Here is a 25,143-nt window from a genome sequence, read left to right on the forward strand (position 1 = left end):
TATATTATATCTTATATTATAAATATAGTAAAGATAAGAATTTAATTCTATTCTAAACTTGTTTAATGTCTTATTTGCAGGCCTCACACATACGTAGTATGATAAAATGTCTTAGTTACACAGGGTAATGAACCTCATTTTGTTATGGTATATAATAATTTAAAATGTCAGATTATACTTACCTAGATGTTGGTTGTCAGGGAGTATCAGCTCCTCTCATTATGATTGATTACGAACTTTTTTTGAAATCTGAATGTTCCTTTTTCACTGTATTTTATGTTACCTAAGAATAATGCAGATATTTACAAACTCATGACAATCTCTCCCGTTTAAATTAGTCTGCTTTCCTTTCTGCCTTCCATGCCGTATCTTGCCGGCTTAAAGGTTTTAGAGATATGCAATTGGGTCTTAAGCAATACCGTCTGCTGGCATTATCACTGCTTTGCACGGGTTTTCATGTACACGCACAGCAGAAGAAAATAGCTGCACTAGATTCACAGAAGAAAATAACTGCGGAACACAAACCAGTAGAATATGTAGACCCTTATATAGGGTCAGGTGGTCATGGACATGTCTTCGTAGGGGCCAGTGTACCTTTTGGTGCCGTACAGGTAGGGCCTACCAATATTGTGAAGGGGTGGGACTGGTGTTCCGGTTACCACTACTCAGACAGCGTAGTGATAGGTTTCCCGCAAACTCACCTGAGTGGTACCGGTATCGGCGACCTGGGTGATGTATTAATTATGCCTTATACTGGTAAAATCAGGACCAGCCACGGCACCCAGGAAGATCCAACTTCGGGTTATGGTTCACATTATTCTCATGCACACGAAAAGGCCGCTCCCGGTTATTACTCCGTAATGCTGGACGATTATAAAATTAAAGTGGAACTCACTGCTTCTGAACGCGTTGGGTTTCATAAATACACTTTCCCTCAAGGTCAGGAAGGGCATATCATCATCGACCTGAAAGAAGGTATAGGATGGGATGCTCCCGTAGAAACCTATATCACTAAAAAAGATGAGTATACCCTGGTAGGTTACCGCTATTCCAAAGGATGGGCTGTTGACCAGCGCCTGTGGTTCGCTATTAAAAGTAATGTTCCCCTCAGGGAATTTGCCGTATTTGAAGGTGATACCCGGCAACAGGGTAAAGAATTAAAAGGAGTGAAAGTAAAAGGAGTGATCTCCTTTGATAAAGCGCCTGCACAGGTGTTACTGAAAGTTGGTATCTCTCCTGTAAGCAGCGAAAATGCACTGGCTAACATCAACGCTGAAATTCCGGGATGGGATTTTGCAGCTACTGCTGCCACTGCTGCTAATAAATGGAATACAGAGTTATCTAAAATAAAAGTGGAAACAAAAGATGAGAACACGAAGAAGATCTTTTACTCCGCTTTTTATCACACAATGATAGCGCCTATATTATTTAATGATCATAATGGCGCTTACCGCGGTACAGATAAAAAAGTATATCCAAACCCGAGCTTCGATAACTACACCGTATTCTCTTTATGGGATATCTACCGTTCCGACGCTCCTTTATATACACTTACACAGCCTGAAAGAGTAAACAGTTTTGTAAACTCTATGGTGACGATCTTCAAACAACAGGGCAAACTGCCTATATGGCCGTTGATGGGCAGCGAAACCAACTGTATGGTGGGTTACAGCGCAGCACCTGTGATTGCGGATGCTTACCTGAAAGGCTTTAAAGGATTCGATGCCAATGCTGCTTTCGAAGCTATGAAGACTTCTGCTATGCGCGACGACCTGGGCATGAAAGACATTAAAGCAAAAGGATACATTCCTGCTGATAAAGAATACGAATCCGTTTCAAAAGCAATGGAATATGCAGTGGACGACTGGTGTATTGCTGCTATGGCAAAGAAACTGGGCCGTAATGAAGACTTTAACTACTTCTCAAAACGTGCTGGTTACTATAAGAACTATTTCGACAGCAACATCAAATTTGTTCGTCCGAAATTAGATGATGGCAGCTGGAAAATACCTTACGATCCATTCAACTCTATTCACGAGAAAGGCGACTTTACCGAAGGTAATGGCTGGCAGTATACCTGGCTGGTACCACAGGATGTGGAAGGATTGATCAGCCTGATGGGTGGGGATCATGCGTTCACCAAAAAGCTGGACAGCCTCTTTGTGGCTACAGGTAGCATGGGTGCACAGGCATCCAATGATATCTCTGGTCTGATAGGTATGTATGCACATGGTAATGAACCAAGTCATCACGTTACTTATATGTACGCTTACTCCGGTAACCAGTGGAAAACTGCTGAAAAAGTAAGACAGGTAATGAAGGAATTCTATACTGCTACACCGGAAGGTCTGGCTGGTAATGAAGATTGTGGCGCCATGTCTTCCTGGTTTGTATTCTCTTCCCTGGGCTTTTACCCGGTGAATCCTGCCAAAGGCATTTATGTATTTGGTAGTCCGCTGTTTGATAAAGCCAGTATGAAAGTACAGGGCGGTAAAACATTCACGGTAGAAACGATCAGCAACAGTGCACAGAATATTTATATCCAGAGTGTTACACTCAATGGTAAACCCTATAACTACAGTTATATCAAACATGAAGATATACTGAAAGGCGGGGTACTGAGATTAACCATGGGTAGCACACCCAATCAAAACTTTGGCAAGCTGGCCTCGAACCGGCCAGATTCAAAATACTAATGATAAAGAGGGGCTTCGGCCCCTTTTTTATTGTCCAAAATCAGGAATTATGGCAAAGACCAGCAGTGGTATTCTCTTATACAGAAAAAAGCAATCAGTTCTGGAAGTTCTTTTAGTACATCCTGGCGGGCCATTCTTTGCCCGGAAAGATGAAGGTAGCTGGACTATCCCCAAAGGGGAATTAATGGAAGATGAAGACTCTTTAGAGGCTGCTATACGGGAGTTTGAAGAAGAAACAGGATATAAGCCTTCGGGAGATTTTATCCCCCTGAATGCTGTAAAACAGAAAGGAGGGAAGACTGTACAATGCTGGGCTGTAGAAGGAGATCTGGATGCAGCTGCCATTATCAGTAACACTTTTGAAATGGAATGGCCCCCACGTTCCCAAAAAATGAAATCATTCCCCGAAGTAGACAAAGCCTCCTGGTTAGAACTACCCATAGCCCGGCAGAAAATCAATGAGCGTCAGGTTGATTTTATAGACCAGTTAACCGCCTTACTTCATATCACGATCTGAACGCAGTTATTTTATACAGGAACGTAGCAGCAATATTTTCTGCTCTCTTCTTTGTCAGCTCCGTTACAGGCCCTTCAAAACCTTCATTCAGCGTGGCATTAAAGTGACGTAACCAGGTCTCGAAATGCAGTGAATCTATCGGCAGATGAAGATGTTTTGGGAAAGGTTGTCCTGTATATTCACGTACGCCAAAAATGGCCATGTTCCAGAAGCTGTACATATTACCGAGATGATGGGTCCAGTCGTCTCCGAGTTTAGACTGAAAGATAGGCCCCAGCAGATTATCTTCACGGACTTTACCATAAAACGTATCTACCATCCATTTAATGTCTTCTATTCCTTCTATGTCTTTCATTATGATACAAAGGTGGCTAATAAAAGGTAAAAACATCTCTTATTGGCTGGTTTTTTTCTGAGGAAGTCTGTGGAAGAGAAGAATGAGTATAAGCAGGCATACCAGGATAATAGACATCAGTTTGAAAATGTGCATGTTCGTCAGTAGTTGCGACTGTACCGTTAATGCCCTGGTGATATTACCGATAGAAAGCGCATTTGCCTGGTCGGCAGTAAATCCCCTGGAACGGTAGAGCTGTATAAACAGGTTCTGCTCTCCGGAGAAGTTATTATCAAGTGTATTGAGATGCCGCAGGAAAGTCTCTTTGTTCAGCTGGTTATAATGCAGCTGTAACGTATAAAATCCGGCTATACTGTTTAGCGTAGTGGTAAACCTGACCAGTGCCGCAAAAGTGATACCGGTAAACCCTGTATAGGCAGGAAGAGAAGAAACGGTATAGATGATGATAGGTACGAACAGGAACCCGGATGCGGCGCCCTGCAGGAATATGGGTATTGCCAGGTCTGCAAAGGAGAGGTCCGGTGTAAAGATCCTGTACATCCATATATGATATAACAACATCATAAGGAAACCGGTCACAAACAAGGGTTTCACCTGCACTTTTTTACTAAGCATCAGCCTTGCTGCTATCACCATAAAAATAACCACACCAGCGAGGTTCACAGCTGCCAGCCACATGATTTTATAAGTATCCCAGCGTACTACTACGGCACAATAACCATAGATCAGGGTGATACTGTCTTTAACTCCATAATAAATCAACAGTAAAGCTATCCCTATGATAAACTTTTTGTACTTAAATACATCAAGATTCAAATAGGGTCTTTTTAGCGTTGTTTGTCTGTAGAAGAGTAGTACGAGACCTATGGTTGATAGAAAGGCAGATAACTGTATACGCTGGTCCGTGAACCAGTAATATTTAGGGCCGTAAATAATTGTGTATGCCAGGCAAATGGCAGTCGTCAGACACAGGATAAAACTAATCCAGTCAATCTGGTATAAAGGGTAGCTTTTTACCCCTGCATTTTTATTTAGCAGTACCAGTGTAACTACCAGGGTAAGTACCTGGAAGATGATCAGGTATCTGTATACATCGTACCAGTTGGAATTATCGGTCACCCAGGCAGATAGAATACCTACCAGCACTACATTGCTTAATATAGTGCCATAGAAAACAGAAGACGCGACAATCACAGACCTTTGCGGATGCACAGCGGAGAACATCAGCATCAGTACAGCACCAGCGAGGCAACATACCTCGATACCCGTTAATACACGAAGTACCATGAACTGGTAAATATCTACCGCGTTCATACTGGCGAGACTGAGCAGGATCCCACAGGTAATTACAAATAGCAGGTATGATCTCCGTTCAAAATATCTTATAAACCTGAACTGCACAGGCAATGTGGCCAGGATACCCGCATAGGTGAGCTGGGAAGATAAGCTCACATCTTCCGGCTGTGCACCGAAGTAACTGATAACATAGTTCTGGTTGAGTGCGAATAAACCAAACTGCACCATTGCGGAGAGTAATAACAGGAACAGGGAAATCCTGATACCCCATTGCCAGTCTTTTATCCAGGGTTTGAAGAAGTTCATGGTAATTATTTTTTAACTGAAACGGTAGCGCTCATCCCTGCTTTTACACCAGCAAGACTACTATCTGTAAATACTACTTTCACCGGTATACGTTGTGTAATCTTTACAAAGTTCCCTGTTGCATTATCAGGGGGTAATAAAGAGAATTTAGCTCCTGTACTGGCAGAGACAGATTCAATCTTTCCTTTAAAGGTTCTGCCTGGAATAGCATCTAATACTATTTCTGCGGGCTTACCCTCATATACGTTCGACATCTGTGTTTCTTTGAAATTGGCAATCACCCATTTAGTGTTTTCATTCACAATCACAACGAGTGGTTGACCTGCTTGGATCTGTTGTCCTTCCTGAATCGTCTTTCTGCCTAATCTGCCAGTGTAAGGAGCTGTAATGATGGTATAGTTTAAGTTGATACGGGCAAACTCCAGTTGGGTCGTTTTCCTTTTGATATCAGCTGCTAATAATGCCTGTCTGCTTTTGAGTTCATCTATCTTTGAATAACTTGTTTTAAGTGTATTTTTAGCGGCATTGGATTCACTCACAGCGATATCATACTTCGCTTTCACCTGTTCAAATTCCTGTCCGGTAGCGGCTTCTTCTTTCACCAGGTTTTCATAACGTCTGATATCCTGTTTCTGCTGCCATAATCTTGTTTCTGCGGAAGAGATCTGGTCCATGTTGATACTCGTACCCGTTTTGGCAGCAGCGATACTGGCTGCCAGTACTATCTGCTGAGCATGGGAATCTTCGAGTGCGGCTTCTGCTTCCTGTACTTTATTCCTGTATTCCCTGTCGTCCAGTATCACAAGTGTATCTCCCTGTTTTACCAGCTGATTTTCTTCGAACTTTATTTGTTGAATATATCCTGCCGCTCTGGCGGATACAGGATTGATGTATGCTTCTACCTGTGCATCGTTCGTTTCTTCGTATGCACTGCTTCTGCTGAAAAAGCCGAAGAAATAAATACCTGCAACGATAATGATGATGACAGCAACGATGGTCATTATAATATTTCCGATATGAGATTTCTTTGCCATTAGTTTAAAGTTTACCAGTTGTATATAAAAGACGATAGTAAAAAGCCAATGCGTCTGTTTGTGATTTAATAAGGTTATATCTTGATTCCAGGTAGAGGTTATCTGCGTCCAGTAAATCGGTCAGTAAAGCCAGCTGGTTAAAGTATTTGGCGCTTACTATTTTGTAGTTGGCAGATGCCTGTACGATCGATTCTTCTGCAACTTTTATCCTGTTTAAAGATTCTCCGTATTTAACAGACAATGCATTCACTTCCTGGTTCACATTATCTTCAATAGCAGATTGTTGTGTCTCTAATGTGGAGAGTCTTATTTTGGCTGCCTGTTGTTTATATTTATTATGATAAAGGGAAGAGATATTATACTGCATTTTTACGCCAACGAATCCCAGCAGGTAAAACTGGTTTACCGGTGGAAAGCCCAGGTAGTTGGGATAGTTTAATCCATATGCAGAATAAGCCTGTAAAGTAGGTGAGTTATTCGCCTTAATTGCTTTGATCCTGTTTTCCTGTAGCAAGATGTTTTGTTTTGCTTTGAGGATAGGATAAGCGTTTGCTGTATTTAATAAATCAGCAAGATCAGGTTTTGTACCACTCACACTATCTGTAGGCAGGAACTGTGTTTGCTGGGGAAGGTTGAGGATAACCGCCATTCTTGTCATAGCAATGCTGATATCATTCTCTGTTTGTTCCCTGCTGAGTTGCTGGTTGGAAAGATTGAGCTGTGCCCTTAATAAATCACTTCTTGTTACTTTCTGATTATCAAATAATACCTGTATGTTTTTTAATCTTGTTTGCGCTCGTTTCAGTTGTTCTCCTATCAGTGAGTCCTGATCGTTAAGACGTATGATATCCAGGTAAGCAGATATAACCTGCAAAGAAACAATCCCTGTTTGATCCAGTGTATTCAGAGAGGCGATATCTTTTTTGATGTCCTGTTCTTTGATAGCCGTTTTGAATTTTCCACCGGCAAAGATGGTAACAGCAGCATCTGCACCCAGGTTAGCGTTATTAGGTTCTGGTCTTCTTTCTACATTATGGCCATTTGTGAGCCCGTCTTCGTACAATCTTACTTTGGAGAAACGCTGGTAGTTGCCATTGATACCTATCTGAGGCAGTTCGGCATTCCTGGCATCTTTTGCATCGGCATTCACGGCCTCCTGTTCGGATTGCGCCATGTTGATGTACTTGTTCTTTTGTTTTGCCATTTGAAGGGCATCATTCAAAGACAGGCGCATCTGTGCGGATGAAAGGAAGGGGAAAATGATCCCCGCGATTATGATCAATAAATGTTTCATCTGTGGTATGAACTTTCTTTATGCAAAGTTCATACGAAGAGGAGGGATCTGAAAGGGTAGAACTACGGGACAATTAGTCAAAATGGCGTATTCGTCGGCCGGAATTATCGCATTTGTTGTCTGGATTACACTAAGGAGCTGCGATAGGTAAGGGGAGGGATGCCTGTATTCACGTGAAAATATTAATTATCAGATTTATGCCTGATCTTTTCTTCTTCTAAATCCAGTATCTCCTCATATTTTCTTATCACATCTTCATCTGTTCCCTCTTTTTTATTCAGCTCATGTAAAAAGATGCGCTGATGTTGCAGCAACTGTAAATAGATCTGCGAATAATCATCCTGATCTGATTTCACATCGGGGTCCATGATAGACATTTCCCTTTCAAAGCGTGCTTGCAGCATTTGCAGGGAAGGGTTCGTCTGTAATTTATCATGGTACTGTTCCTGCAGATACGCCAGGCTATGCTTCGCCAGTTTCTTTCTTACATGTAAATGCTGTTCCTCAGCAGGCGTATATTGGTCCCGGTCTTCCACATTAATCCATTTGATCACCAGGGGTAAAGTAAGACCCTGTACCAATAGAGTAAGTAAGATGACCATGAAAGTGATAAAGAGGATGAGATTACGCTGCGGGAATGCCATTCCATTGCTCATAAAGGCGGGTATAGACAAGGCTGCGGCCAGGGATACCACTCCCCGCATGCCAGCCCATCCGAGTATAAGCGGACCTTTCCATCCCGGCCTGCTGTCGGCCGTAGTAATGTAACGGCTGATGAACACTGTGAATACAGAGGCACCCAGTGTACAGAGTATCCTGGTAACGATCAGCACAAATGTGATAAGCAAACCATAACCAATCGCTTTCTGTAAGCTCACAGGCCCTAACTGCTCAACGATCATAGGCAGCTGCAGGCCTATCAGCATAAATACCAGTCCGTTCAGCACAAAGCCTATCGTAGACCATACATTTGATCCCTGCAGACGGCTGCGGAAATTGAAGATGGTCTGGCTGCGGCTGGAAAGAAACAATCCCCCGCTTACAACAGACAGTACGCCGGAGAAATGGAAGTTTTCTGCCGCAATATACATCACATAAGGAGCGGTAAGGGTTAATACAATATCCATATTCGGACTGGTAGGCAACCAACGCAGTACCGCATAATAAATCAGCCCTACAATGAGGCCGGTACCAATACCCATCACAATCACCTCTACAAAACTGATAGCTGCTTCATGGAAAATGAACTGACCGGTACTCACCGCTATCAGCGCAAAACGAAAGACGATCAAACTGGACGCATCATTTAATAGGCTTTCTCCTTCAATGATAGCAGAGAGCCCTCTGGGAACTTTCACATATTTCAGGATAGAAGTAGCGGATACTGCATCAGGAGGAGAAACGATAGCCCCCAGCAAGAAACCCAGGGCCAGCGTAAAACCGGGAATGATCCTGCTGGATATAAAAGCAACCACAAAAGAAGTGAGGATCACAATCAGAAAAGCGAAACTGGAGATGACCCGCCGCCACTTCCAGAACTCTTTCCATGAAGTATACCATGCCGCCTCATAAAGAAGGGGTGGCAGGAACATCACGAGGATCATTTCCGGGTTGATGTTAATAGCAGGTATTGCATGGGTGATACTTAGTATCAATCCACCTATTACAAGTACAATAGGGTATGCAATTTTAAGTTTGTCTGCAACCATTACCAGGAATAAAATGATAATGATCAAAACGATATATTGAATAAAGATGGTGAGCATGCAAGATTTTGGTTAGTAAGGTCAGAAGTAGTAAGATAAAGAAATTACAACAATCCAGAGACCAGGTTTTCGATAAAGGTCTTAAGGACACTTTTATCCCTGATCAGATTTTCTGTTGCAAAAATACAATTCGTCAGGGGTCTTTATGTTGCAAAATTCAACCTTACAATTGTGAAATTCAAACAATTGCTAAAACGAGTAAGCCTCCCGTTCTGGTTGGTTATGACAAAATAGTATTATGTTGAGTGTAATTAATATCAGTTATTGCAAAATAATAATATAAATAACAAATTGTTAGCAGAACCATTAACTGGTAATTAACAGTTTGAATGAATGGATGTGTGTAGCTTCATGCAATAGATTGCAGAGATTCCAACGTTATCCCAGTTTATGTGGAAAACGGAAACCTCCAAAATTCAGCAATAAAATGAATCACGAGCGTATTTACCAGCTATTGTTACAAAAGCGCAACGGAACTATCAGTGAGCCAGACAATGAGTATGTTACCGGGCTTATTAATATTCACGAAGATATAGAACTGATGTGGAAAGCAATTAAACACAGTCCATCTATCCAGGGTGAAGAAAGATTCTGGCATGAGATGAATACGGATGCTGCCTGGCAACTGGTAGAGGAGAAGTTACAGCCTCGCCCCAGAAGAATGTGGTGGTCCAGCAGGTGGTTAATAGCTGCCCTTGTAACAGGTGTTGTGGGTACCGGGCTTGTTTTTGTGTGGCAGTCGGAACAAATGAGAACTCCCCAGCCAAAAGAACTGGCAGTAGCAGTAACAGCGGAGAAACCAGGATTACAATTAAAACTGGCCAACGGGCAAACAGTGATGTTGCCTTATAATCAGAATAGTCAGCAACTTTCTGCCGGAGATGTAAAATTGAGTGCAGGGGCTAAGAAATTACAATATACAGGAACAGGAGAAGGATTTAACACATTGGTAGTTCCACCAAAAATGGATTATAAACTGATGTTGTCCGACGGAACTGAAGTATGGCTGAATGCTACTTCCAGGCTCCGTTTCCCCTTTACTTTCAACGGAGACAAGCGAGAAGTATTCCTGGAAGGAGAAGCCTTCTTTACAGTAGCTGAAAATGCTACGAAACCATTCATCGTACACACCCAAAAATCTGATATAGAGGTACTGGGTACAACCTTTAACGTTAGTGCCTATAAAGACGCTGTGATGAGTACTTCGCTGGTAAGCGGGGCCATCGCTTCCAGGACAGGCAAAACACAGGTGATTTTAAAACCAGGACAGGAAGCGGTACTGGAAGGTGAAAAATTTGATGTTCGTAAGTTTGATGAAGATGAAGTATTAGCCTGGATGCGGGGTATCTATATCTTCCACAATACTTCCCTGCAGGATATTGCCGGAGTAATAGGGCGCTGGTATGGTGTGAAAGTAGCGTTTGATAATCCTGAAATAGCAACTAAGAAATTCACCGGTGGATTAGAGAAACTACAGAACCTGGATTATTTCCTGGAAACATTAGAAATAGTAGGTAATGTGAAGCATTCTTATGATAAACAGGGGGTGCTACATTTTAAATAGTTCTGAAGGCTCCTGATGGAGCCTTTTTCATTAGAACGCTTCTCCCAGATTGAGTTTTATTGCACTGTATCCTTTACTCATGCCATAATCAATACAGATATTGGTATTTGATCCCTTATTAAATTTAATCCTCAGACCCGTTCCAACAGCAGGGTTCCACGTTGTGAACATAGATCCCGATCCACTTACCGTATTTATATTCGCAAACACAACAAAGCCGAATAGTCCGTCATCAGTAATATCTCTCCTGTATTCACTTTCCAGGTAAAGTAATCGTGTACCACGGTAACGGTTCTGATCTATCCCTCTTCCCGATCTGTTACCCGGGTCCCAGCCTATACTTGGTAAATTAAGATAAGGCGTATTACTGCGTAATGATGTCCAGTAGTAAGTCCAGAATGCTAAACTATTCTGCCTGTTCGTTTTGATGGCGTTTAAAGAGACATATTTCCTCGCATCAAGGTACAATGATTGCCAGTTACTGTTACTGCCAAGGAACCTGGGGTTAAAACGATATACAACGTTAGCATAGGCACCAGGTAATGGATTAATGGAGTTATTACGGGTATCATATAATAAGTTGATAGTTAAACCGGATGAAAAAGACCTGCCATCCGTTCCGTAAGGATAATTTGTGAATGTCTTTAAATTCACTGCTGTATCGCTGCTCTTTACATTAGCGTAGTAATCCAGGTTGTAACCGCCACCGGCGTACAGGTAAGGCGTAATGCGTTTGAGGGCGCTCTGGTAAAAGCGCAGGTACCTGTAATCTACTAAAGTCCTGTCATCGTAATCATGACTGGTACCCAGTCCCCAGGTATATTGCGGATATACCAGCAGCCTTGTATCTCCCTGCATGATCCATGAATTGTTCGGCATCCATATGCTTGTCCGCAGTGGCAGTCCAAACCGTCCTTTGAAGTTGAAATATGGTGCAAATGTAGCACTGGATATATTGGTAGTGCGGCGTGGACCTAAGTAAATACCCGCAGTGGTACTGGTGACCAATGCATGCCCGCTTCCGCCCGGAACACTACCGCTGACAGGCAGAAATGAGAAATACACTCTTTTATCTTCCAGTCTTCTTGTTCTTGTGGGTTTAATCTTAAAGAGGCTTTTTGCAATGTCTACCAGATCTTTTTGTCCTGATGTATCTTTTACTACATCCTTTTTAGGTATTAAATTAGATGCATCCTGTGCGAATAATATAAATGGGAATAAGAGTAAAGCTGTGAATATGATTTTTAGCATGCAATTGGGCAAGTGGTGGTCTGAAATTATCCGCATTGTCTCTTACTTTAAATCAAATACTATACCAGCGCCATTTTCCGCATATTTTTAAAAAATAATTCCCGAAAACGATTATTTTTATAACAACAGGAGGGTTCACATCAACCAAAAAACAGATATGGAAGCAGTAAAGCCATCAATGACTGCTTTATACAAAGCATTACCACAGGAAGAGCTATGGGATAACTTCCGGAATGGAAGCCGGGACGCATTTGCCATGATCTACCAGGAGCATGTAGATGACCTGTACCATTATGGTGTGCATTTCTGTGGAGATGGCGAACAGGTACGTGATTGCTTACAGGAGCTTTTCCACGATCTGTGGCAGACCCGGGAACACCTGGCAGACCAGTTGCAGAATATCCGTTATTACCTGCTCAGCAGCCTTAGAAGGCGCTTACTCCGTGCCCTGGAGAAAGACCGCCGTCACCGCGCCCAAACTTCCGAAATACCCTTCGATTTTGAACTGATCCCCCCCAGGGAACATTTCATTATACAGGACGAAAAACAACAGGAACAACAACAGCAACTCTATGCAGCCCTGGCCGCCTTACCCCGCCGCCAGAGAGAAGCTATCTATCTGAGGTTTTTCCACGAACTCTCTTACCAGGAAGTAGCCGACCTGATGTCTATGAAAGTAGACTCCGTATATAATATTATCTCCAAAGCTATCGGTGTACTCAAAAAGATGCTCCCGGCCACCGTATTATTACTGCTTTTCAGCCCCGGAAAATAAATTTTCCCAAAAACGATGAGATTTGTTTACTCTCCGTCTCTTTATATAAAAGAGACAGTTTGCAGCAGTACCATATATATACAGCACGTGATTTTGCACTGGATGAAAACTTCCAGGAATGGGTACTTAAACCGGACGTAAAGAACAATTACCAATGGGAAAGCTGGCTCAGACAACATCCTGAGAAACAAAAAGTGGTGGACGATGCCATCATACTGGTGAAATCTATCCAATTCAGGGATTATCCGCTGTCAGGTGAACAAAAAGACCAGCTCTGGGATGCCATCTGGGATGATATCGCCACAGATGAACTGCCGGTACAGACCCTGCCACAGAAAAGCCGTTTACACAGGCTGTTTTCCTGGAAATACGCCGCCGCTGTATTACTGGCCGTTTTACTGGGAACGCTCTGGATAACGCACGAAAACAGGCAATTCCAGGCGCTTACGCTCAGTACATCGGCTGCACCAGGGGAAACGAAAAGACTGCTGCTGCCGGATAGCTCGGAAGTTGTTTTAAATGCAGGCTCAAGACTGGTATACGCACAAAAAAATGCAGAGGTGAGAGAAGTATGGCTGGATGGCGAAGCATGGTTCCATGTGCATCACACAAAAGAAAATACAAAATTCATTGTACATACGGACGACCGTCTATCTGTAGAGGTATTAGGCACACAATTCAATGTCAGCAACTTTGGAAATAAGATAGCTGTAACACTGCAACAGGGAAGTATCAAACTGCATATTACAGAACAGCAAAGCCAGAATGAAACACAACTATACCTGCAACCCGGCGAAATGCTCCGCTATAATAAACAGGACGGAGAATACACCAAAAGCAGAACAGATGTAACGAAAATAGTAGCATGGACGCACGGGCAACTGATGATGGACGAATATACTGTAGCCGATGCGATTCAGTTTATGCAGCAGGTATTTGATAAACAGGTGTCTGTAAAAGATACAAAGATGCTGCGGTACCGGGTTTCCGGTTCAATGCCCATCGTATACAATGCAGATACCATGCTGATTCAGTTTGAAAAGGCTTTTGGCGTACATTTTTATAAACATTAATCTGAACCACGTAGGGAAACGGATACCCTAAATTTTTATTAACCAAAATCTGAATTGCACATGAATAAACATTTACGTGTGCTGCTGGTGCATGCTATTGCATTATGTGGCCTGTCGCCTTGTGCTATTGCTATACCTGCATCTGTACTACATCCACAGGAACAGCAGGAGGAAGTATTATTAAAACAGTTATTCCGGCAAACGGAAGTGAAATTCGGTGTTTCTATTGCGTATAAAAGCGACCTGGTGAAAGACCAGAAGGCAAAAGTAGATCTCGATGCCTGTAAATCACCGGAAGAAGTGCTGGAAAAAGTATTAGCACCTTTCAACCTCTCTTATCAGAAAGTGCGGGAACACTTTTATCTCATCACCGCAAAAGAAGCTACACATTCTTCCGCTACAGATGCCGTTTCACGGCCTGTACATGGTAAGATCACAGACGCTAAAGGCGCTGCCCTGCCAGGTGTTACGGTACGTGTAAAGGGTACTTCCATAGGGGCTGTAACAGCACCGGACGGTACCTATACGCTCAACATCCCGGGTACTGGTAATGAGGTACTGGAAATCTCCTTTGTAGGATATGAAGCAAAGTCGGTTGTAGTAGGTAGTCAGTCTGAAATAAACATCACACTGACAGAAAATACCAGCACCCTGAATGAAGTGATCGTTACCGGTTACACTACACAACGTAAAAAAGACCTCACCGGTGCAGTAACTGTCGTAGACATAGGGGAAATGGTGAAACAGCCGTCCGGACAGGTAACCAGCCAGTTACAGGGACAGGCATCAGGCGTTACCGTTATAGGGTCCGGTCAGCCCGGCCAGGAACCTGTAGTACGTATCCGCGGTGTCAATACCTTTGATAATAATACACCACTGTATGTAGTGGATGGTGTACCCACCCAGAGTATCAATGACCTGAACCCGAATGATGTGGCATCCATGCAGGTATTGAAAGATGCCGGTGCTGCTTCTGTATACGGTTCCCGCGCTTCCAACGGGGTTATCATCATCACCACTAAAAAAGGGACCGGTAAAGTAAAAGTAAAATACGATGCATTTTATGGCCGTCAGTATCCTAAAGGTGGCAATGCTTTTCATACATTGAACTCGCAGGAAATGGCAAACCTTCGCTGGCTGTCTTATAAAAACACAGGTACCCCATTGAGCGATACGCTGTACGGTAATGGTGCTACTCCCAGGTTACCGGATTACCTGCAACCTGTAGGATTAATGGAAGGAGATCCCCGCGTGAATCCTGATCTCTATTATGTAAATCCGAATTATACAGACCAGGACGATTACAACAGCTTTTACTACATCACAAAGGCTAATAAAGCAGGAACCGACTGGTTCCATGAAATCTTTAAGCCCGCGAACATGACCAGTCATAACCTGTCTGTAAGCGGCGGTAGTGACAGGGGCAATTACCTCTTCTCTCTGAACTATTATAATCAACAGGGAACTTTGACGAATACTTATCTGAAAAGATATATTATCCGTTCTAACAGTCAGTTCAACATCTCGAAGAATATTAGGGTAGGGGAAAACTTGTCTTTCTCTGTTACAGATAACCCAACGGTAGACCTGCTCACCGCCAGTGGGGCGGTGGGTATGGCTATCCGTGAACAACCTATCATCCCCGTATATGATATCAAAGGCAACTTTGGTGGTTCAAACGGGATAGGATTAGGGGATGCAATGAACCCGGTTGCCATGCAATACCGCACCCGTAATGACAGGGGACAGGTAAACCGTGTATTCGGTAATATCTATGCGGATGTAGACCTGCTGGAACACTTCACCTTACATACCAGTTTTGGTGGTGAAGTAAACTCAGGCTGGCGCCATAATTTCACCTATCCTCAGTACGAGAATAAAGAAAATGCCGGCGTAAACTCTTATACAGAGACGACCGATTTTGCGCACAACTGGACCTGGACCAATACCCTGAATTATCATAATACCTTTAATAAAGTACATAACCTGAATGTACTGGTAGGTACAGAAGCGTATGATGAACGTACCCGTGAACAGATAGGTACTACCCAGGATTATTTCTCCTTCGATCCTGATTACGTAGATAACGGTACCGGTTCAGGCGGACAAACGATTAAGTCTACACGTTATTCTGCCGGTTTATTATCACTGATAGCAAGAGTAGATTACAGCTTTAATGATAAATACCTGATCAGTGGAACACTACGCCGCGATGGTTCGTCTAAATTCGGTGTCAATCACCGTTATGGCATGTTCCCTGCAGCCAGTGCCGGATGGCGTATCTCTCAGGAAGCATTCCTGAAAGACGTAAGCTGGCTGACAGACCTGAAAATCCGTGGAGGATGGGGTATCATGGGTAACCAGTTAAGTCTTACTCCGGGTAACGCCTTCACATTATATGGCGGTAATAAGAATACTTCCTATTATGATTTACAGGGCACCAATAACAGTGTTTTACTGGGCTTCCAGCAGGTACAGATCGGTAATCCTGATGCTAAATGGGAGAGTGATATCAATACCAACATTGGTATAGATGCAACCCTGTTTGGTGGTAAACTGGAAGTCTCTGCGGATTATTTCCAGAAGAACATCAAAGACCTCTTATACAACAGTGAATTACCCGGTACCTATGGTACAGCACCAGCACCCTATTCCAATGTGGCTAACATGAAGAACCAGGGTGTTGACCTCACTGTTACTTCGCATACAGACATCACCAAAGACCTGAAATTTGATGCGACAGTAACACTCACCACCTTCAAAAACAGGATCGTTAAAATAGCGAAAGGAGTAGATTATTTCGACAGTGAGGCGCGTAACTTCAGCGAAAGCATTATCCGTAATGCAGTGGGACAGCCTATTTCCAGCTTTTACGGTTATAAGATCACCGGTTTCTGGAATAGCCAGGACGAAGTGGATAAAGCAGACCAGGAAGCCCAGGCGAAAACCAATGATCCCAGTGCTACTTTCCAGGAAGCCGCCGCTCCCGGACGTTTCAGATACGCAGACCTGAACCATGATGGCGTCATCAATTCAGACGACCGTACCTTCCTGGGTAATCCAAATCCCAAGGTATCTTATGGTATCAACCTCGGACTTACCTACAAACAATTCGACTTCAGTATGTTCCTGTTCGGGGTACATGGTAACCAGATCTGGAACCAGGTAAGATGGTGGACAGACTTCGCTTCTTCTTTCGACGGAGCTAAGAGTAAAACAGCGCTTTATGATTCCTGGCTGCCGGACCGTACCAACGCTAAAGCGCCCATACAGGAAGGGGAAGGCTCTTTCAGTACCAACAGTGTACCCAATTCTTATTATGTAGAAAGCGGTGCTTATTTACGTTGCAAGAATGTGCAGTTAGGGTATACTTTCCCTCAGCAGTTTGGCAACAGGAGCCATATAGAAAGACTGAGGATCTATGTACAGGCAGCCAATCTTTTCACTATCACCAAATACAGCGGAATAGATCCTGAAATAGGTGGAAGTGATGTAAGGAGTTTTGGGATTGATGAAGGTACTTATCCCAGTCAGCGCCAGTTCCTGGCAGGTTTAAATCTTACGTTCTGATGTTAAATCTTACAACCATGAAACTCAATAAAAATATAAGTATAGCAATCCTGGCAGGAATAGGGCTTTGTAGCCCTGCCTGTAAAAACTTCCTGGACCGTGTGCCGCCCTCTTCCTTAAAGGAAAACCTTGTTGCCAATAAGAAGGGGATCAATGCCCTGCTGGTAGGTGTGTATGGTGCTCTGGACGGGCAGGATTTTACAGATGGGGACATGACCAACCTCTCCGGTGGAGCAGGGTTTGCAGTATCTCCTGATAACTGGATCTATGGCAGCGTATGCGGAGGAGATGCCCATAAGGGAAGTGATCATTTTGATGCACCGCCTATACTGGACCTTGCCCGTTATACAGCCGGTGCTACCAACAGCTTCCTCAATGATAAATGGAGGGTAGACTATGAAGGCGTTACCCGTTGTAATACGGTGCTCCGCCTGTTACCCCAGGTAACAGATATGACTGACGAAGAGAAAACCGAGGTGCAGGCAGAAACACATTTCCTGCGTGCTCATTACTACAGCGACCTGAAAAAGATGTTTAACATGGTGCCGTGGATAGATGAAACGACCACGGACATGAAAACACCTAATAACAAGGATATCTGGCCCAATATAGAGGCAGATTTCCAGTTTGCCTGGGAGAAACTGCCATTGACACAGTCGGAAGTTGGCCGCCCCAATAAATGGGCTGCTGCCTGTTACCTGGCAAAAACATACATGTATGAGCATAAATACCCTGAAGCGGAAGCGCTGTTTGATCAGATCCTCGTTTCCGGTGTTACTTCAAAAGGAGAGCATTACCAGTTAAGGAACCGTTTTGAAGATAATTTTGATGCTGCCACAGAGAATACATCGGAATGCGTTTTTGCCATACAATTCGATGCCAATGATAATTCCGGTACCACTGCCAATGCTAATCAGGGCGAAATGCTGAACTATCCCTACAACGGGCCTTTCAGCTGTTGCGGCTTTTTCCAGCCCACCCAGGACCTCGTAAATTCTTATATCACAGACGCCCAGGGATTGCCTTACCTGGACGATTACAACAGTCACAGCATTACTACGGAGACTCTGGACCCCCGCCTGGACTGGACAGTAGGAAGGCAGGGTATTCCATACCTCGACTGGGGCGTGCATCCGGGTGATGCCTGGATCAGGGAAGCCTCTACTGCTGGTCATTATTCTCCGAAAAAGAATGTGTACTGGCAGGCTACCCAGGACAAATATTATGATCCAAGAGGATGGGCGCCGGGTAATGCCATCAACTACAACCTGATCCGTTATGCCGATATCCTGCTGCTGGCAGCAGAATGTGCCGCCCAGCAGGCGAACCTCGATAAGGCACAGGCTTTAGTGGATAGCGTGCGGGGCAGGGCTGCGAGACCGGAAAGCGAAGTATACCTGTATAAAGATGATTCGGCGCCAATGGATGGCTTCCAGGATGTACCGGCGGCTAATTATTACATAGCCCGTTATCCGGCAGGTACTTTCGCTACAAAGGGCAAAGACTTTGCGCTGAAAGCCATCTACTTTGAGCGTAAGCTTGAACTGGCGATGGAAGGTCACCGCTTCTTTGACCTCGTGCGTTGGGGAATAGCGAGTGAAACGCTGAATGCTTATTTTGCTTTTGAAGGGAATCTCACACTGGACGTTGAGGGTGCCAGCTTTACCAAGGGTACCAATGAATATTTTGCGATCCCACAGCGGCAGATAGACCTTACCACCAATGGTGGGACCAATACATTACAACAGAATAACGGATACCATTAACTAGGACAGGGGACAAATAATAGAACGGGGGACAAAACTGTCTAACCCAATTCTGTATTTGTAGTAAATTCAAAGCTCCGTTAGGAGCTCCGTGTTTGTAGAAAACATGTTAAATAACAAAACACAGACTCCGTAGGAGTCCCCTTCTATTCGCAATTTAGAGGGGACTCCTACGGAGTCAATTAAAGAGAAGATCGATTTTATCTACAAACACGGAGCTCCTAACGGAGCTTTGATTTATCCACAAACACGGCGCTAACAGAGCTTTGATTTTACTTTAACCGGCTTTGGATTATCTTACTTTACATATTAAGATAAAATCCGGTATTGCTGGGTAAGGTTTTTAATAGCGTATTTAATCAGGGAATTATGACCGGTGAGGTTCAGCTTTTTAGAGATATTATGTCGGTGATTCTCTACCGTTTTGATACTGATATTTAATGTCTGGGCAATCTCTTTTGTACTCAGACCTTCTGCAATCATCTGCATAATCCTGAATTCCGTCTTACTCAGTTTATTATGAATTTCAGGTGCAATAACAGGCATTGATACGATCGTTGTATGTTTTCTATCCCTTCCCTGAATATTAAAAATCGTAAACCGGATCAACCTCGATTTAATACTCATAATCAGTTCTTTGCTTTTAAATGGCTTGGTCAGGAAATCATCCGCGCCCAGGTTCATGCCCATGCGCATATCTTCTTTCCCCTCTTTTCCACTGATAAAAATAAAAGGAATGTGTTGAAGCGTAGGGTCATTACGCAATTCCATAAGGAAGTGGAAACCGCTGCCACCACGCAGCTTTACACCAGATACTATCAGGTCGGGTCTGTATTGCCGGCTCATAAAAATACCTTCTTCTGCAGAAGTGCAGGTGATGACATCGTAGTTGTGTAAGGTCAGTAACTGCTGAATCTTTTTTATCAAAGTGATATCTTCCTCGAGCAATAATATTTTATAGATAGGATCCTTCATGTGTTAATAAATTTGAGGTAGTTTATACGTACCTGTTATACCACTATGATAAAACGCATAACAACTGGATGTGGTATAAATTTTCATCCGCATATAGATTTAGTGTGAATACGAACATTTTGATTGTCAATAGAACGATGTGGGATAACTTCCTGAATAGTTTTTCTCTGTGCAGGTAGCGGTTGTGATAAAATGAAGCATGAGTAAAAGAATTTTCAAAGTATGTTTTTTAATGATAGGTAATTACTTCCATCCCTTATTATAGTATCTAACTTTTTAAGGATAATTTATTGTGAAGTCTTTCAAGAGAAGATATGGGGTATGTCTAAAGTCGGTCAGTGTACACGTAAATATGCGTTAAATAACGGCGGTTTCAGAATGTTTGGCTTTCGACAATGCTTAAAATAAGTGTTAGCACCTAGGAATATGTGTGTCCTTACTCATTTTCCAAAAGGGCAACTGAAATTTACAAAATCTACCGCATCTATTGTACATCTTTACAGTAGAAAATGTATAAAGCATTTATCACCAGGCATATTCATCATAAAAAATTATACCAATGAGCATTTTAGCAGATATGTGGTATAATCAGAAAGTTGCCTGGGAGTAATAATGGAGAGCCATATCCATAATAAAGCCAAACTCTCGTTAAGCCTGGTATGCTTAAGTGAATGTGTACCAGGCGACTGCGAAAGATTTGGGACCAGCTCCCGTAAAGTGATTTATACACAGGTTTTCATAGGATAGATAACTAAATTGCCGCCTAATCCTGGGCGGCATCTTTATTTTATTGGTTAAATTTATTAGTTTTAGTTCTTCATGCAGGTCTTTATAACCGCAATGTATACACTTAATCTAATAATTCCATGCAACAGAAAACTCATTCCAACCGGAGAAATTTCATCCGGAACGTATCCCTTGGTAGCCTGGCTGCGATAAGCCTTCCATCTCTGGTTTCCGGTAATGCCAAAGAAAGTCTGGCAAAAAAGATAACATTGAAAAAGGATGCGGTAGTCCTCTTTCAGGGAGATTCCATTACAGATGCAGGTCGTAAAAGGGATAAAAGTGACGCCAACAATCCGGGCGCTCTGGGTGATGGATATGCTTTCCTGGCAGCTGCACAGTTGCTGCAACAATTCCCGGACAAGAACCTGAAAATCTTTAACAAAGGCATAAGCGGCAACAAAGTATACCAGCTGGCAGAACGCTGGGAAGAAGATTGCCTGCAATTACAGCCTGATGTGCTGAGTATCCTGATCGGGGTGAATGACTTCTGGCATACACTGACCAATGGTTACAAAGGCACTATAAAAACTTATACGGATGATTTAACCGCATTGCTGGACCGTACCAAACAGAAACTGCCTGCTATACAGCTGGTAATAGGTGAACCCTTTGCAGTGATTGGTATAAGAGCAGTAGATGAAAAGTGGTATCCTGCTTTTAATGACTATCGCGCTGCAGCGAAAGAAATAGCAGATAAATATGGGGCGGCATATATACCTTACCAGTCAATTTTTGACAAGGCACAGAAAGTAGCACCGGGTTCTTACTGGACAGGAGATGGGGTACATCCAAGCCTGGCAGGAGCGGAGCTAATGGCTGCTTCCTGGTTGGAGACGGTAAAAAAATAAAGCAACTGATATACCTTGCAGTAAAACTAAAAAGGCTCCGTGAGGAGCCTTTTTAGTATCTGATTATACCCTTATTATACCTAAAAGAGGTTCTGATCGGCTCTTGAACAGGTATTGAAGAGGTTCATCCTACGTTCATCCTACGTCTTTAACGTAGGATGAACGTAGGATGAACCTCTTCAATACCTGTTTTATTCCTGTTCTGTTCCTCTTTTATAAGGATTCAGCCTTTACCTTGGGAGGCATCAGTTTATACACTACCGGCGTCACTATTCTGGACAACAATGTAGAACTGATCAACCCACCAATCAGTACAATAGCAAGCGGCGCTATTAACGGATTGGTAGAGATGGCAATAGGGAATAATCCGCCAATCGCCGTGAGAGAGGTCAGCACGATCGGCAAGAAACGTACTTCCCCGGCTTCCCGGATAGCCGTTTCCAGTGGTTTACCCTGTTCCCTCAGCTGGTTGGTAAAGTCTACCAGCAGGATCGTATTCTTCACCTCAATACCTGCCAGGGCAATCATCCCCACAATAGCAATGAAAGACAGTGAGTTACCTGTAACCCATAACGCAATGGCGGCACCTACAATACCCAGGGGTATTACAGATAATACGATCAGCGTACTTTTAAAAGTACCAAACTCCAGTACCAGCACTGCGATAAACAGGAAGATGGTTACGATGATAATGCTCATAAATCCACCAAAAGAATCCTGTCTTGATTCCACTTCTCCACCCATCTCATAACTATATCCTGCAGGCAGCTTCATCCCATCCATCTTTTGGATCACATCATTGATCACACGGTCTACCAGGAAACCTTTCTGCACAAAAGCAGTAACAGATACCACACGTCTTTTTTCCTGGTGATGAATACTGAGCGGAGAGGTTTCCAGACGGAGATCTGCCAGCTGGGTAAGCGGGTAGGCTTTACCAGTACGACTGTTCACATACAGGTTATTGAATACATCCAGGGTAGGATGTCCTTCCTTATTGCGGGTAAGCAGGATATCGTAGTCGTTGTCATTGTTATCAGAATAATGCCCGAGGTTCAGTCCGGCTACTGCCAGTCTTACCGTACGGTCTATTGTCACACTGGAAACATCCAGCAGCTGTGCCTTTTCATTATTAATCGCCACACGCACATCGCTTTTCAGCAGATTCACCGGGTTATTGACATAAATAGCGCCCTGTGTATGCTGTAAAAGAACTTCCGCACGGGCCGCCAGGTTACGCAGGGTATCCAGGTTATCACCGAACAGGCGGATCTCTACAGGGGCAGGAACGGCAGGTCCCTGTTCAAAGTTGGTTACTTCCACTTTAGCACCGGGATAGGGTGTCCATAACTTACGCAGCTTTTCAATGAGCGCCAGTTTTACATCCGGAGAAGTATGTTCATTCAGTTGCACAAAGATCTGTGCATAGTCGGTCCTTTCATGCTCCGGTACAATGTTGTAATAGATCCGCGGATTACCTTTCCCGATATTGGAAGAATAGTATTTAATCTGAGACTCATTTTTCAATACCTTCTCAATGTCTCTGGCAATACTATTGGTATACGCAAGACTGGACTGAGGTGGTGCCGTGATATTGATCAAGAACTGAGGTTTCTCCGAAGCTGGGAAGAGACTGAAGCCCACCACCTTGAAGAGGACCAGAGAGGTACCAAAGATAACCACGGTGGCCAGGATGGTCAGTACGGGTCTGTTCAGGGCCTTATCCAGTAATTTGGAATAACTGCCGTGAATGAGGCGCTTAAGGGCACGCATGAAGATATTACCATCAGGGTGGCCGGTATGTTGAGATAATAATTTACTGGAAAGGAAAGGGATGATGGTTAATGAAACCAGCATAGAAGCAAATACGCTCATGATCACTGCCAGCGGTAAACCACGGATGAAATCCCCGGCGCCTTCCGGCAGAAATACCAGCGGCATAAAGGCAATCATCAGTGCTGCTGTACAACCTATTACAGCTTTCCCTATCTGTCCGGTGGCTTTTAAAGTAGCTTCCATACGGGTATGTCCTTCCAGCATCCATCTTTCTATATTCTCTACTACCACAATGCTGTCATCCACCAGTAACCCCAATGCTACTACCAATCCCACAATACTTAACTGGTTCAGGTTATACCCGAATAATTGCAACAGGATGACGCCGATAGCTAAAGATAAAGGGATAGAGATCATTACGATCAATGCAGGGCGGAAGCCTAAAGGAAGCAGTGTAACCGCTACCAGCAGGATGGCGATGAGGAAGTCTTCTCCTAATCCACCCAGGCGGTGGTTTACATTGTCTGCCTGGTCAAAGCTCTGTACCAGGTCTATATTTGAAGGTAAGGTCTTTTTAAACTGAGCGATAACGGGTTGATACTGCTTTTGGGTCTGACTGATATTTTCTCCCTCTTTCTGTGCTGCAACAACGAATACACTGCGATGCCCGTTGAGGCGGGTGGCGTATGTTTCATCGTCATAACCATAATACACATTGGCAATATCTTTCAGAAAAACATTCTTTCCGGCGCTGTTGTATACAACGGTGTTTTTGATCTGGTCCAGTTGCTGATAACTACCACTGCTTTTGATGTTGAAGGTACGGTTGCCCGCATCTAAACTACCACCCGGCGTATTCACCATTTCATTCTGTAAGCTGGTCATCACATTATCCGCAGTGATACCCATCTGTGCTATTTTGTCTGTTGCCAGTTCTACGCGCACCTGCCTGTTGGGCAATCCATGGATCTCTACATTCTTTAAAGAACGGATACGTTCCAGTTCATCCTGTAATTTCTCTGCATAATACTGTAGCCTGTCGCGGGGTGCATTTTCAGATACCAGTGCTATCTGCATAATATTTACGTCACTGGGCTGAAAGCGCATCACTGTTACACCGATATTCTCCGGTAATTCACTGCGTTTGCCATTCATTACACGCAGCACTTCCTGGTATTTATCATCAACATTACTGTTGTATTTGTATTCTATTCTTATCACGGCAAGACCATCCCCAATGTTGGTGCGTACACGTTTGATATTCTCCTGTGCAGAGAATTCTTTTTCCAGCGGATCAACGATGAGGTTCTCCATGTCTTTAGGACTGGTACCCGGATATACGATGGCTACAGAATAGGTAGGAGCATGCATTTCCGGATCTTCCGAACGGGGCATATTAAGGATGGTGGTGATGCCCAACACAACGATCATAATAAAGATCACCAGCGTGAACTGGTAGTTCTTTACTGCGTATGAAGATATTTTCATGTTCCAG

General features: G+C 43.5%; 16 protein-coding genes. 8 read left to right on the forward strand and 8 right to left on the reverse strand.

What is annotated here, in order from left to right; genetic code table 11:
* The first annotated feature begins 395 nt into the window (after positions 1-395).
* Positions 396-2,696, forward strand: coding sequence for a GH92 family glycosyl hydrolase (locus tag BMW86_RS31340; protein ID WP_089787751.1), 2,301 nt, complete (start codon positions 396-398; stop codon positions 2,694-2,696).
* A gap of 49 nt (positions 2,697-2,745) precedes the next feature.
* Positions 2,746-3,213, forward strand: coding sequence for an NUDIX hydrolase (locus BMW86_RS31345; RefSeq protein ID WP_089787753.1), 468 nt, complete (start codon positions 2,746-2,748; stop codon positions 3,211-3,213).
* Here BMW86_RS31345 and BMW86_RS31350 read toward each other — a convergent pair.
* From BMW86_RS31350 to BMW86_RS31370, 5 genes are all read right to left on the reverse strand, one after another.
* On the reverse strand, positions 3,203-3,568 hold the full coding sequence (locus BMW86_RS31350) for a group III truncated hemoglobin (RefSeq protein ID WP_218149269.1): 366 nt from the start codon (positions 3,566-3,568) through the stop codon (positions 3,203-3,205). The genes BMW86_RS31345 and BMW86_RS31350 overlap by 11 nt on opposite strands.
* A 39-nt stretch (positions 3,569-3,607) precedes the next feature.
* The gene (locus tag BMW86_RS31355) at positions 3,608-5,170 is read right to left on the reverse strand and encodes an MFS transporter (RefSeq protein ID WP_089787755.1); all 1,563 of its coding nucleotides are present in this window, start codon (positions 5,168-5,170) and stop codon (positions 3,608-3,610) included.
* 5 nt (positions 5,171-5,175) lie between these two features.
* Positions 5,176-6,204 (reverse strand): HlyD family secretion protein, encoded by a 1,029-nt coding sequence (locus tag BMW86_RS31360; RefSeq protein ID WP_089787757.1) that lies wholly within the window; start codon positions 6,202-6,204, stop codon positions 5,176-5,178.
* 4 nt (positions 6,205-6,208) lie between these two features.
* Positions 6,209-7,498 carry a TolC family protein gene (locus BMW86_RS31365; RefSeq protein WP_089787759.1) on the reverse strand — a complete coding sequence of 430 codons (1,290 nt, stop codon included), beginning with the start codon at positions 7,496-7,498 and terminating at the stop codon, positions 6,209-6,211.
* Between the two features lie 182 nt (positions 7,499-7,680).
* Entirely contained in the window at positions 7,681-9,264 is a 1,584-nt protein-coding gene (locus tag BMW86_RS31370; protein ID WP_089787761.1) for a Na+/H+ antiporter, read from the reverse strand.
* Between the two features lie 427 nt (positions 9,265-9,691).
* Here BMW86_RS31370 and BMW86_RS31375 point away from each other — a divergent pair, with 427 nt between their 5' ends.
* Complete coding sequence (locus BMW86_RS31375) at positions 9,692-10,828, forward strand: FecR family protein (protein WP_177189458.1); 1,137 nt, start codon at positions 9,692-9,694, stop codon at positions 10,826-10,828.
* A gap of 30 nt (positions 10,829-10,858) precedes the next feature.
* Here BMW86_RS31375 and BMW86_RS31380 read toward each other — a convergent pair whose 3' ends face one another.
* Positions 10,859-12,079: a BamA/TamA family outer membrane protein gene (locus BMW86_RS31380; RefSeq protein ID WP_089787764.1), complete on the reverse strand. Its 1,221-nt coding sequence runs from the start codon at positions 12,077-12,079 to the stop codon at positions 10,859-10,861.
* Between the two features lie 157 nt (positions 12,080-12,236).
* Here BMW86_RS31380 and BMW86_RS31385 point away from each other — a divergent pair, with 157 nt between their 5' ends.
* Genes BMW86_RS31385 through BMW86_RS31400 form a run of 4 tightly spaced genes read left to right on the forward strand, consistent with a single transcriptional unit; the run spans position 12,237 to position 19,263 of the window.
* On the forward strand, positions 12,237-12,854 hold the full coding sequence (locus tag BMW86_RS31385) for an RNA polymerase sigma factor (protein ID WP_089787766.1): 618 nt from the start codon (positions 12,237-12,239) through the stop codon (positions 12,852-12,854).
* 59 nt (positions 12,855-12,913) lie between these two features.
* Positions 12,914-13,927, forward strand: coding sequence for a FecR family protein (locus BMW86_RS31390; protein WP_089787769.1), 1,014 nt, complete (start codon positions 12,914-12,916; stop codon positions 13,925-13,927).
* A gap of 60 nt (positions 13,928-13,987) precedes the next feature.
* Positions 13,988-17,497, forward strand: coding sequence for a SusC/RagA family TonB-linked outer membrane protein (locus tag BMW86_RS31395; protein WP_089787771.1), 3,510 nt, complete (start codon positions 13,988-13,990; stop codon positions 17,495-17,497).
* A 17-nt stretch (positions 17,498-17,514) separates the two neighbouring features.
* A complete protein-coding gene (locus BMW86_RS31400) occupies positions 17,515-19,263 on the forward strand; it encodes a RagB/SusD family nutrient uptake outer membrane protein (protein WP_089787772.1) in 1,749 nt (582 codons plus the stop codon).
* 309 nt (positions 19,264-19,572) lie between these two features.
* On the opposite strand, the gene BMW86_RS31405 is transcribed toward BMW86_RS31400, so the two are convergent.
* Positions 19,573-20,238: a response regulator transcription factor gene (locus tag BMW86_RS31405; RefSeq protein WP_089787774.1), complete on the reverse strand. Its 666-nt coding sequence runs from the start codon at positions 20,236-20,238 to the stop codon at positions 19,573-19,575.
* Between the two features lie 866 nt (positions 20,239-21,104).
* On the opposite strand from BMW86_RS31405, the gene BMW86_RS31410 reads away from it, so the two are divergent.
* On the forward strand, positions 21,105-21,872 hold the full coding sequence (locus tag BMW86_RS31410) for an SGNH/GDSL hydrolase family protein (RefSeq protein ID WP_089787776.1): 768 nt from the start codon (positions 21,105-21,107) through the stop codon (positions 21,870-21,872).
* 213 nt (positions 21,873-22,085) lie between these two features.
* Here BMW86_RS31410 and BMW86_RS31415 read toward each other — a convergent pair whose 3' ends face one another.
* Positions 22,086-25,136, reverse strand: coding sequence for an efflux RND transporter permease subunit (locus tag BMW86_RS31415; protein ID WP_089787778.1), 3,051 nt, complete (start codon positions 25,134-25,136; stop codon positions 22,086-22,088).
* Between the last annotated feature and the right edge of the window lie 7 nt (positions 25,137-25,143).

It is taken from the genome of Chitinophaga sp. YR573 (genome assembly GCF_900110995.1).
In the GTDB taxonomy this organism is placed as follows: domain Bacteria; phylum Bacteroidota; class Bacteroidia; order Chitinophagales; family Chitinophagaceae; genus Chitinophaga.